The organism is Aeoliella straminimaris (assembly GCF_024054565.1).
Taxonomy (GTDB): domain Bacteria; phylum Planctomycetota; class Planctomycetia; order Pirellulales; family Lacipirellulaceae; genus Aeoliella; species Aeoliella straminimaris.
This window is the reverse complement of record NZ_JAMXLR010000036.1, coordinates 201,854-214,194: the sequence shown is the minus strand read 5'-3', so window position 1 is coordinate 214,194 and position 12,341 is coordinate 201,854. Positions and strand designations below refer to the sequence as shown.

The 12,341-nt window shown below is 57.8% G+C and carries 8 protein-coding genes; 4 read left to right on the top strand and 4 right to left on the bottom strand.

Features of this window, described 5'->3' with window-relative positions:
• Window positions 1–109 precede the first annotated feature (109 nt).
• The 4 genes from NG895_RS10210 (at window position 110) to NG895_RS10195 (ending at window position 5,154) form a co-directional block, all read left to right on the top strand.
• Window positions 110–1,477, top strand: a complete 1,368-nt coding sequence (locus NG895_RS10210; RefSeq protein ID WP_252852384.1) for a sulfatase — start codon at window positions 110–112, stop codon at window positions 1,475–1,477.
• A 70-nt stretch (window positions 1,478–1,547) separates the two neighbouring features.
• The gene (locus NG895_RS10205) at window positions 1,548–2,801 is read left to right on the top strand and encodes an exo-alpha-sialidase (RefSeq protein WP_252852383.1); all 1,254 of its coding nucleotides are present in this window, start codon (window positions 1,548–1,550) and stop codon (window positions 2,799–2,801) included.
• A 165-nt stretch (window positions 2,802–2,966) separates the two neighbouring features.
• Window positions 2,967–4,310 (top strand): BNR-4 repeat-containing protein, encoded by a 1,344-nt coding sequence (locus NG895_RS10200; RefSeq protein ID WP_252852382.1) that lies wholly within the window; start codon window positions 2,967–2,969, stop codon window positions 4,308–4,310.
• A gap of 52 nt (window positions 4,311–4,362) precedes the next feature.
• The gene (locus NG895_RS10195; protein WP_252852381.1) at window positions 4,363–5,154 is read left to right on the top strand and encodes a 3-keto-disaccharide hydrolase; all 792 of its coding nucleotides are present in this window, start codon (window positions 4,363–4,365) and stop codon (window positions 5,152–5,154) included.
• A gap of 83 nt (window positions 5,155–5,237) precedes the next feature.
• Here the strand turns inward: NG895_RS10195 and NG895_RS10190 are convergent, their stop codons facing one another.
• The 4 genes from NG895_RS10190 to NG895_RS10175 all read right to left on the bottom strand — a co-directional run bounded on the left by NG895_RS10190 (window position 5,238) and on the right by NG895_RS10175 (window position 11,720).
• The gene (locus NG895_RS10190) at window positions 5,238–6,449 is read right to left on the bottom strand and encodes a sialidase family protein (protein WP_252852380.1); all 1,212 of its coding nucleotides are present in this window, start codon (window positions 6,447–6,449) and stop codon (window positions 5,238–5,240) included.
• 48 nt (window positions 6,450–6,497) lie between these two features.
• Window positions 6,498–7,982, bottom strand: a complete 1,485-nt coding sequence (locus NG895_RS10185; protein ID WP_252852379.1) for a sulfatase — start codon at window positions 7,980–7,982, stop codon at window positions 6,498–6,500.
• Complete coding sequence (locus tag NG895_RS10180; protein WP_341871445.1) at window positions 7,982–10,618, bottom strand: sodium:solute symporter family protein; 2,637 nt, start codon at window positions 10,616–10,618, stop codon at window positions 7,982–7,984. Before NG895_RS10180 ends, NG895_RS10185 begins: the two co-directional genes overlap by 1 nt.
• Before the next feature lie 85 nt (window positions 10,619–10,703).
• A complete protein-coding gene (locus NG895_RS10175) occupies window positions 10,704–11,720 on the bottom strand; it encodes a dihydrodipicolinate synthase family protein (RefSeq protein ID WP_252852378.1) in 1,017 nt (338 codons plus the stop codon).
• Between the last annotated feature and the right edge of the window lie 621 nt (window positions 11,721–12,341).

The window sequence follows — 12,341 nt, the reverse complement described above, 5'->3', positions numbered from 1 at the left end:
TCGTCCCGTTTTGAATCTCGCTTGCTGGAGTGTTTTAATCGCTGCTTGGGGCGGCTTTTCAGTGGCTGCCCTGGGCAATGAAAGCGCGCCGACGCAACCTAAGAACGTCGTGCTCTTCCTGATCGACGATCTGGGGTGGACTGATCTGGGCTGCTATGGCAGCGACTACTACCAGACACCCCATATCGATTCGCTGGCCGCGAAGGGTATGCGATTCACCGACGCCTACTCGGCTTGCAGCGTCTGTTCGCCGACACGTGCTGCGATCATGACCGGCAAATATCCCGCCCGGCTGCTGCTGACCCAGTGGTTGCCATCTGGACGATGGAATCCCACCAACAACCGCATGCGCGAGGGACGCTATATATCGGACCTACCATTGGAAGAAGTGACCATCGCCGAAGCGCTCCGCAAAGCGGGGTATCGCACCGGGTTCTTTGGCAAGTGGCACCTGGGCTCCGATTCATACTACTCGCCGGAGCACAACGGTTTTGATGTGAATGTTGCCGGCAGCGACTACGGTGCACCAGGCAGCTACTTCTATCCCTACGAGGGCACCTGGAAAATTCCGACCACCGACCAGGTGTACTTCAAACGGAACATGCTGTCGGGTAAGCCCGGAGACTACCTGACCGATCGACTCACGGAGGAAGCGGAGAGGTTCATCCGCGACAATGCGGAGTCACCCTTCTTTGTGATGCTGTCGCACTACGCGGTGCATACACCGCTGCAGGGTAAGCCAGAGAAGATGCAACGCTACAAATCCATTGCCAAGCGGAAACGGCAGGGGCCACCTAGCTATGCGGCGATGATAGAGAGCGTTGACGATAGCATCGGGAGCGTAATGCAGGTGCTCCAAGATCTCGACCTCGAAGACAACACCCTCGTCATTTTCACCAGCGACAATGGCGGCTTCGCCAAAGCTACAAACAACGCACCACTCCGCGCCAACAAGGGCTCGAGCTACGAGGGAGGGATTCGTGTGCCACTTATTGTCTACTGGCCCGGTAAGACAGGTCCTGGTTCTACGACCAAGGAGCCGGCGACGAGCGCCGACCTCTACCCCACAATTTTGGAAGCATTAGGGCTGCCGGCTCGTCCCTATCAGCATATCGATGGGGTAAGCCTGGCGCCAGTACTATCGAGCGATGGCAAGCTGCAGCGGGAAGCCATCTACTGGCATTACCCCCACTACAACCAGCATCCGCAGAGCTTTCCATCAAGCGTGATCCGAGCAGGTGATTGGAAACTGATCGAGAACCTGGAGACGGGCCAGCGGCAACTTTTCAATCTGGCGGAGGACTTGGGCGAGCAAACCGATCTCAGTCAAAGTCAACCTGCCAAAGCGGCCGAACTGGCCGAGAAACTGGAAGCCTGGCGACAAGAGGTCGGCGCCGACCCGATGCGACCGAATCCGCAGTTCCGTGACGACACGACCGACAGGCAAGCCGCAGCCGCGTCAACGCACCTCGACTGACGCTTGAATGATCACCGTGACCATCAGCGGCTTGCCTTTCCTCCTGCGACCTTTCCCCAACGTAGCGATCATGAAATCTTCAGCATACCTTCGCCAGACAATTTTTACTGCCACCGCGACAGCGGCCCTCCTCTTCACTGCGTTGCAGTCCACTTTGGCCCAAGATCAGGCGATGGTCGACTATACCACCAGTATCAACCACTATTTCCCTTGCCCAGAAACTGGCTTCTGGTTTCAAGCTCGGGCGGTGTCGCTTCCTCAATCTGCAGCCGACAGACTGGAAGGCCCTGGCCCGCGAGTATTGCTCACCATGCAACTTCATGGCATGAAAGGCACGCACAACTACAAGGGCATCGCATCTGCGTGGACCGACGACTTGGGGAAATCCTGGCAAGGCCCAACTGCCCATGAAGAGTTGGACCTTCGCATGTCTGAAGGCAGCGACAATCGCTACTATGAGGTTCCCGTCGACGCGACGCCGATATACCATCCGTCCACCCAAAAAGTGCTGCTACTGGGCGCGACGTTTCAGGTCGACACCAAAACTCGCAAGGACGTGCCAGGCGGCGCCAGCGACGTATTCTACGCCGTGTACGACCCTCAGACCAACAAGTGGGATACATGGCAAAAGCTGAAGTTCCCCAAGTCGTTCAAGTGGCCCTACAAGCGAGCGGGTTGTGTACAGAGCATCGTCGAGCCCAGCGGCGACATTCTGATGCCATTCTACTTTGGCCAGCACAACAACAGCATCCACTACTCCTCCGTGGCTCGCTGCACATTCGATGGCCACGAACTGAAGTACGTTGAGCACGGCACGGAACTCGTGGTAGACAACGGCCGCGGAATGAGCGAGCCTTCGTTGGCGAAGTTCCAAGGGAAGTACTTTCTCACCATGCGCAACGATCACACCGCCTACATCAGTAGCAGTTCGGATGGCCTGCACTTCAGCCCGCCGCAGCAGTGGCGATTCGACGACGGCGCCGAACTTGGCAGCTACAATACCCAGCAACATTTCGTCACTCACTCCGATGCACTTTTTCTGGTGTATACGCGGCGTGGGGTCGACAACGACAATGTCATGCGACACCGGGCGCCGCTACTGATGGCCGAGATCGACCCGCAGTCGATGCGGGTGCGGCGCGGCACCGAACGAATCGTCGTTCCCAAAGAGGGCAAATCGCCCATGGGCAACTTCGGCGTCTGCAACATTTCGCCGAGTTCCACGTGGATCACGGTAGCCAGACGAACGAACACTCCCCGCGACAAGAACGTGATTGTCTGCCAGATCGACTGGAAACAACCCAATTCGCTGGCAGAGGAATGAACGCCTTGCGGTAGCTCCCTGGCGGCACTTAGTACCCGGGTGCAGTTCGCTGCAGGGGGACCACGATTCTATAAGGCAAGAGCCTAAAGTACGGAGTCAGACCACATTGGTGCAAAGCCAAACCGGTGGCAAACTCCAGCCTAGATATTCAACGGAAGATGGCGCATGACTAACTCAACAACCGATCGTCTAGCCTGTGTCTTGATACTGCTCACTTTGTGTTCAACGGCCCAAGCCGATTCCACTTTTGAACTCTCCCACAACGGCTCTGGACGTGCGACCGGCTATGCCGAGGCCAACAAGATCGTCACGCACAACGGCAAGACCCACGTGGCGTGGCTCGATTCGAATGAGCAAGGATTCGAAGTTAAGGTGCGGACGCTCGACCACGCTAGTGGTAAATGGTCGCCTGCCTACTCCGTCGGGCCAGCCCGCGATAATCACGGCGGGCCCGACTTGGTGGTCGACGGAGAGGGGTACCTGCACGTCGTCTACTATCCGCATTCCGATCCCATGCGATACCGCAAATCGGTTCGCCCCAACGATGCATCGGAGTGGACCACCGAAGTCGAATTTGGCGACCGATTGACGTATCCCACAATGGTTATAGGCCCGGACGACACGCTCTATCTCACGGCGCGCTACCGCGGATCCGCCCAACAGCCCTGGGAAACGCAACTGTTCACGAAAGCACCCAATGGCCCCTGGGTCAAACAAGCCACCATAATCCGTGCCGGAGAGCGAAGCTACTCGCATTTTCAGGATTCACTGGCCTGGGGCCCCGATCATCAGACGCTCCACCTCTCTGCTCGCTTGTATGGCGACACTCCACGGTGGGCTTACCTGCTTGGTTACATGAAGTCTACCGACTTTGGTAAGACCTGGCAGCGTTCAGACGGCAGTTCCATTCCCCTACCCGCCGTTACAAAGACGCTCGACCCAATTGAAGTGGTCGATCCACAACAGCGCCCCCAGCACGCCAATTCCTCGTCGCTGCGTGGCAGTGCCATCGCGGTTGATGACCACAATCAACCCTACGTTCTGTACAACACCCTGCAACCTGATGGCACCCTGCCACGGCAAGCGTGGATAGCCACACCCGATGACGAACACGCCTGGAAAAAGACCTCGCTGAACGACAAGATCGACGCTTTGCCCAAAGGATGGGGTCTAGGGATGCCAGGGGGAATGGTCTTTGGCGAAGAGGGTCAGATGTATTTGGTATTGACCGCCGCGGACGACGTGAAGCAGTCGTCGCTGTGGGGAACCAGGACGAGTGAAGTGATCTGGGCACAATCCAACGATGGCGGCCGCACGTTTACTTCGCGGATGGTATCGAACCGCGATGCAGCAACGCCTCACTGGCTGCCCAATATCGAAAAACCGACCGGCTTCAACCAGCAACCCGGATTTCCAAGCATCCTCTATCTATCCGGCGAGCGAGGCAGCAACAACAACGCCAAACTGCAGAATCGCGTGATGCTCTGGAATCGCGGCGGTCTGTGGTAAACCAAGCCGACAGATCATGTCGTAGTTATTTTCTATTTGGCTGGAGACAGCAGTGACACCTCTGCACATCAACTCGAGTACCTACTGCCGCGCAGCGATCTATGGAGCGATACTCGCACTTTCCACGGCGCCGCACCAATGCACCGCCGAGGTGCCTTTCGTCGAAACGCCGCCCGGCGCACCTCCTTCGGATGCCGTGGTTATTTTCGATGGCTCCGATTCCCGACATTTCGTCAAGGTCGATGGTTCTCCCTGCGACTGGCCGATTGAGGGGAACGAACTGGTGGTGCCGGGCCTGCAGAAGACAAACCGCGGCGTCTGGACAACCTATCACTTCCGCGACGCTCAAATACACCTCGAGTTTCAACAGCCACGCCAGGATCGCGCGCACGGCAACAGTGGACTCTATTTTCATGGCATCTGCGAGTTGCAGATTTACGCCGTAGATGAAAACGCCGACCGGCCAGAGCTTACGATTGGATCGCTCTATGGAATCAAACCGCCTCTGGTGAATGCCGGGCGTGCCGCTGGCGAATGGCAAACCTACGACATTTTATTCAAGGCCCCCCGTCGCAATCACACGGGCAAGGTGACCACACCTGGCAGCATCACCGCCCTGCTAAACGGAGTGTTGGTACAGGATAGAACCGAGTTCAGCGAGCCGACGTCGCGATACGCACCGATGAAGTTCGACGTGACCGACTACACGAAGAAAGTTAACAAGCAGATTCGGGAGCACGAAGTTGGACCACTGTACCTGCAGGACCATGATTCTCAAGTCCGCTTCCGCAATGTCTGGATCCGCCCCCTGGATGACAAAGCGGGCTGGTTTGAATCCGAATGACAACGCGATCGACTGCTGCAATCGCCATTTAGCAGCGTAGCGCGTCGAAACTCCGCTTACCGCACCGCGAGGCGGTCAACCGTCTATTCAGGGGAGCTGCCGTCTTCAATCCACGCCAGGTTGAACCTGGCGAGCGTGATATTGCCGGGGATAAACGCCCCGTGCTCGTTCACCTTTCCCGACTCATAGAGGACGTAGATCATTCCGTCGGGCCCCACGGCCACGTCGCTGTAGCCGCTGTCTTGCGGTTCGATGCTGCGGGAGAGCGGCCAAGTGGTGCCCTGGTCGTCGCTGACGCGGATGGTCACATTCTGGCGTTTTCTTGCTCCCCATTTGGCGCCGGAACTCGAAGTGCGAGGAGCTTCGCTGTTGGGATTGCAGAACAGCAGCAGGTTTGACTGTTTCTCGCGTCCCGGCACGTCCAAACGAGTCATGCTGCCCATGCAAATAGGCTCGACCAGTTGTGGGTGCGACTGCGGTTCGCTCCAGTTACTCACCCCGTCCGGGCTGAAGGCCAGGAAGCGGCGGTACTGAGGTGACTCGGTTCGCATGTTCGCCATCACACGTCCGTCAGCCAGTGCGACGAGCACATGCTCACTCGGATTGGGAGTATGATCGTTGTGCTCGGCAATGATCTCGCCAGCCTGCCAGGTGGCACCTTGGTCGTCGCTGTAAATCGTGGCAGCGATCGACGGGCGATGCTTATGACTGGTCGAAAGCCACACCGGCACTATAAACCGCCCACTGTGGGTGACAATTCCGTGCCCTGGCCCCATGGCGATGACTTCCCAGTCGTAGCCGTCGCGGTCGCGAAACTGCTCGAATACCGAAGTGATTTCGCGCGGAGCAGACCATCGCTCCCCCTCGTCGTCCGATACCTTTAAATAAGCACGGGCATAGTTGATCTGGTACATCAGGTAGACCTTGCCCGATTGGGGGTCGACGATAAAGGTCGCATTGTCCACGGTGTTCTTACCGTCGTCGGTCACAATGGCTTGCGGGGTCCAGGTTTTGCCCCCATCAACGCTTCGGCGGACCATCGTGTCGATGTCCGACCAGTCGCCATGCCCGTCGTACCGCGCCGCCACGGCGGCCAGCAAAGTTCCCTTGGGAGTCATGACTAGCGATGGGATACGATAAGTGCGATACCCCTGGTGACCGGCCTCAAATAACACCTGGGATTCGAAGGAGGGATCGTCCGACGGCATGGCCTGCTCAGCGCCGGCGATGCCGGAGAGCAGACCGACCACAACGATCGCCTTAAGTACACAGCGATACAAAGAACGTAGAGCCATCGTATAACCCCTGTAGTTACTGGAACGGGACTAGCAGCAACAATACACTCAAGATGTCGGAGAGATCGGAAACTGACTCCGCAATCGTTGCCGGAGTTCTTTCCGTCGAGCAGTGTAAGTTTCGTCGTCGATCCGGTTCTTGGATTCATGCGGGTCGAGCGTATGATCGTACAACTCGGCAGCAACGACCTCCCCGGTATCGCTGTCTCGCCACTCGACGAAACGAAGTTCATTGGTTCGGATAGCGTATCCCATATACGCGCCACGGCCCCGGTGCCGACTGCCATTCGCCGCCCGCGGGAACTGCGAATAGGCGACCCGGTCGGTATCGTTAGCAGGGTCGCTCAGTTGCTTGACCAGACTTCGCCCTTCCAGCGAGGAGGGCGATTCCAGTTCGCAAAGCTCGGCTAATGTTGGATAGATGTCCAACAGTTCCACGATTGTTTCGGCATCGTGGACTGGCTTCTCGATGCGGGGATCGTAGATAACAAGCGGCGATCTGGTTCCCAACTCGAAGTTATTGCCTTTGGTCCACAGCCCCAACTCTCCCACATGAAAACCATGGTCGCCCCACAGCACCACGATCGTGCGGTCCGCCAGACCACTGGCTGAGAGCTGATCGATCAGGCGGGCAACCAATGCATCAGTGTATGCCACGCAGGCATAGTATCCGTGTCGCAACCTGGCGATGTCTTGCGAAGACAAGTTGGTTGAAGGTGAATCGGGAATGTCCCGGTATCCCTCCAACTCGCCCCAACTGCGAGTGGCCAGCTCGGGCGCGCCTTGCGATAGATCAGGATGCCGTGGCACCGCATTTACTCTGCCGGATGTCATCTCCCAATAACGTTGCGGCGCACAGAATGGCAGATGAGGCTTGCGAAAACCAACCGCCAGAAAAAAAGGTCGCTGCGATTCCGCCAGTCGCTGGAGCGTCTTACAGGCTCGATCGCATGCAACACCATCCACATAGGCGTTGTCGGGCACATCGGCACTTTCGGTCGAGTCCCTTTTCAGTCCGCTGCCGCTTAGATTGTGGCGCGTCGCGTAGCGGCCCTGGGCCGATCGCTCGATATCTAGCACGGGCTTTGCGGTCCACGATGGGGGATCCTTGGCCGGCCGGCCACCACCGTGGTACACCTTGCCAATGCTCTGAGTGTAGTACCCGTGCTGCTTGAACAACTGAGGTAGCGTGACCACATCCGGTTGATGGTCACGAAAATGGGCTTGCAGGTCCCAAACTTGTATCGAATCAGGTCGCAGTCCCGTCATCACCGATGCACGCGAGGGGTTGCACAACGACTGCTGGCAGTAGGCGCGGCGAAACATGGTACCTCGGGCGGCCAGGGAGTCGATTGCCGGAGACTTTGCCTGAAGGTCGCCATAGCAGCCTAGCGCCGGTCGCAAATCATCCACCGCGATGAAAAGAACATTGGGACGATCCTTCCCAGCGGCGGTGCAGGCCCCCCAGCAAGTCACCGTGACGAAGGCCGCCATGACAATTGGTAGCAGCGATAAGACTCGCTTCGATTGCATCAGGAACTTGTGCCTGCGGGAACGGTGGATTGGACTGCGTTGCGCTGCGTGCTTCGCATGCCAGCCAAGGCGTATAGGGTAAGGCGTTTTGTGTCAGGATCGGGTGAGGGCGCCAGGAAGCTGGCAACCCAGCCGACCACCATGCAGGTGAGAATGCCAATCGTCGTATAGAGGTAGCCATTGATCGCGGTGTAACGCCACACGGCGAACATGGTGGCGGCGCCCACTAGAGCCCCGCACATAGCGCCGAATCCATTGGCTCGTTTGCTTACAAAGCCTAACGCAAACAAGCCACCCAACACCCCCATGAAGAGCCCAATCACCTGCAAGAAGGTGTCGAACAGCGACTTGATTTGCGGGTCTACGAACATCAAGGCCACCAAGGTTCCAATGACGCCCGTCGAAAATGTAATCCATCGGGCAGCGCCCAGATAGCTTCGCTCTTCGTCCACCTGCCCTCGCCCTTGGAGGAAGTCGGTCACGATGGTCGTGGCGATGGAGTTCATGCTGGTGCTGACGGTGGATTGGGCGGCCGCGAAGATGCCAGCAACCACCAACCCCGAAATGCCGATGGGCATCTCGCTGGCGATGAAGTAGGGAAAGACTTGGTCGGTGGAAATGGTGGGCGAAAGCCGCTCGGGATGGACCTTATAGAATGCGTACAAGGCCGTGCCGATACCAAAGAACAGCAACGTAGCCGGAATGGTCAGCACTGCATTGGTCCAAATCGACCGGGCGGCAAGCTGGTCGGTGGGGGTAGTAAGATATCGCTGCACAACGGCCTGATCAGCTGTGTAGGACGACACGTTCTGGCCGATGGCACCAACAATCACCACCCACAGAGCCAACTGGGTGCTGGTGGGGCTCCAATCGAAATTGGCTAGTTGCAGTTTTTCGTCTGCCACGGCGGTGGTCGTGAAGGTCTCGAGTCCGGTGTCGCCGACAAGCAAGGCCAGCGCCAGTAGCGCCCCGCCGAACAACACGCAGGTTTGAATCGTATCGGTCCAAATCACCGCCTCAATACCACCAATGGTGCAGTAAGCAATGCTCAGCACCCCCATCAGCAGTACACATTGCGTGGGTGTTAGTGGCGTGGCGATCGCAAGGGCCAACCCTGTGAGCGACATGACCACGGCCATGCGGAACAAGTGAAACAGCGTGAAACTCAGGCTACCGAATTTGCGAACCGAACGATTGAAACGCAACTCCAGGTATTCATACGCACTGGTAACATCCAGCATCCGATAGAAGGGCAAGGCGAGATACACGGCCAGAATGGCAACCACCGGGATCATGAAGTTGCCGACTGCGTACACCCAATCCTGAGCGAAAGCCTTCGAGGGGATGCCTGTGAAGGTCAGCGAGCTGAGCATGGTCGCAAAAATACTACACCCAGCTGCCCACCACGGAAGTTGTTTGCCGCCACGAAAGTAGTCGTCGGTGTTCTTGTTGTTTCGATTGCAGTACAGGCCCACGCCTACCATCGCGAGCAGATAAGAGATCAGCACAAAGTAATTCAGTGGCCCGAAGTTGGCCGAACGTTGAATGGGGGTTACTGCCCAGACGGCCGGCGTGCGAACACGGGGGCGGATCTCGCCACTGGCGACGATGAAGGCATCGCCCCACTTCACCGCCGGCGTGGTCACTTGATTCTGTGGAAGGTCGCCGAATTGCTCCCAAGAGTCGGTAATGGTGTGGTACGCGTAAGCGCGCTTGGGAAAGCCAGGATGGTTGTCGCGAAGATCATCCGCTTGGTCAAACAGGCTGCCGTCGGCCCCGCTCAGCACAAGGACGTGGCTCTGGCCACTCGAAACCGCTGTACCGGCAGCGGTAGGCTGAGGGGCCGCCTGTCGCTCGCGCCAAGTATTCGTGCGGGGATTGAACTCCCAGTTGTCCGACAAGAAGACCACCTTCCCATCTACCTCGCGCCGACCACCGATCACGTACAGGCATTGGTCGTAGCCGTTGTGCTGAGCGACCATCAAATGAAAGGCTCTCACGCCGCCAGGACAAGGCGGCAATTCGTTCCAGACCGGCACCTTGCCATCGGTTGCCTCGCCCAGATCGAGCGACCACAACTTATCCATGGCCGTCGACAACTCCTGGCCAGCCTGTCCGCCCGATAGATAGACCTTGTCGCCAACCACGGCCGCCTGACCGTAAACGCATGTCGAAGGCAGGCGGGGGAGCTCGGTGACCTGAAGTTTCGACTCCTTCTCGGCATACTCCAGCAGCATCGCCGTGTCGAACACCTGCTCGGCATCGTTGCCCCCCAACACCACTACCCGCTCCGACCAAGTCGCCACCGCGGTATAGGCCACAGGTACGGGCAGTTTGCCCCCTTCTTTCCAGGTGAACTGTTGCTCGCCGTCGCGAATCAGGATGTGGACCGAATCGTGCCACTGCTTGGCGTTGTCCCACACCGGACGGGGGAAGTTGGCACCACCGGCGACAATCAAGCAGTCGTGGCTCACTCCCACAATGGGGCCGGCGACCCCCAATGAGTCGGGCAGGTCGGGAAGAGCACGCCACTGCAGCCATGCGTTCGGATCTTGCTCCTCGGCAATGCCGTACGAACCTGCCATCAGGAGCAGGCCGGTGACAAATAGAGAGAGTTTCACAAGGAGTCGATGCATCTTGAATCGAAAGGGCAATATACGCGTCATGCGGAAAACGGCGAGTCAATAACAGTGCGAGTCTTGTCGGCCCGCCTAGCGAACCTTACTGTTGACCAGCCAACGACTCGGGATCGCTATTCGCCCCGCCATGGTTACTTGCCGAGGCGTGAGGAGTTCGAAGCGGCGCGTCGTGTCGTTTCGGTGGCATCTCGGGCTGTGGCAAGCGTTGGATTTCCTCTCCCAGCCACTCCTGCTTGGACTCAGCAAGTGCCGCCAAGGGGAGCCGCAACCGGGGACTGCAAATCCCGCGTTGCGACAACAGCCACTTTCCAGCAGGCGCAACGCCCACCTGCTTACAGAGGTCGATATACCGGTTGGCGTAGATGGCCCACTGATTAGCGCCATCCAGGTCCTGCTGCGAGAGACGCTGACCAATCGCCAGAAACGCCTCTGGAATAATGTTGTAGAAGCTACCCACAGCCGACTGGGCCCCAACGGCCAGGGCGGGCAACAATAGCTCGTCGCGGCCGAACATCATCTCCAAACGATTGCCCCACTTCTGTTTGCACTCGGCGAATTCGGCCAGATCCTCATGCGTGAACTTCATCCCCGCAAAGCTGGGAATCCGGTCGATAGCAAGCTCCAGGAACGCGTCCACCATCAAGGGAACGTGCGTGAGCGAAGGAATGTGATAGTAGTAGAACGGTGTTTGAGGTGCCGCCGCGGCGACGCAGGCCAAGAACTCTAGCAGGTCTCCCATGGTATCCGGCCGCAGGAAGCTTGGAGGCATGGCCGAAATGGCCACCGCGCCCACAGCTTTTGCGTGCGCGGCCAGCTCCACCGCTTCCGGCAGGCTGTTATGCCCCGTATGGATGATGAGGCCGAGTTCATCAGAATGCTGCGCCCACGCTTCCGCCAGTTGCTTGCGTTCGTCGGTCGTCAGCGACAGGCTCTCGCCGGTGGTGCCATTGATAAACACGTCGCGGATGCCGTGCTCCAGCAAGTAACTGGCGTACTTCGGAATCGCCGCCAGGTCGATGGATCCGTCCGCGTTGAAGGGCGTATAGGTGGCGGCAATCAGACGCAATTGCTCGGAGCCAGCGGGTTGAGATTCACTCATCGGGCGCTCACTTGGTTCGTCGGGGCCTAAACTCGCTCCAGCACCATGCCATTCGTCGTCGGCAGCAACTTCTGAGGCTGGCATACGCAGTTCCAGTTCCTGCCAAGCTCTTTAAAACAAGTAATCCTGGACTGCGGAAAGAACAGAGGGACAAGTGCATGAGAAGCATCCTACACCCCCAACACAAAAGTTCGTGAGAACAATTGCTTGGGACAATAGCCAAGACTCGAGGTCGTTCAGCGCGCACACACACGGCGTCAGAGCCCGAGCCTGAAACGGCTGGAGCCATTCAAAAGAGTCGCTCGATTACTCGCTACGTCCCTGGCCGATGCCACCGTACGGAGTCCGCCATATGACCATCGTTTCGCTGGAAAAGGCCGCCTGGTTCGTGCGAGGCGACCCCTTACACATGGCCACAGCTACGCAACGATACGTATGTTACCACCAATAATATTTGGCTGCAAACAGTATTTCTTCGTTTTCAAAAACTTTTTAGCTTCGAAAATGGGCGGTGATTAGGCAGTGCCACTCCCCCGCCAGCCGATTTGTCGCCACCCCACTTAAAATAGTACAATGAGTTTGGTAATATTTCACAATCTTTTGCATTTTATCCGCGGCGCT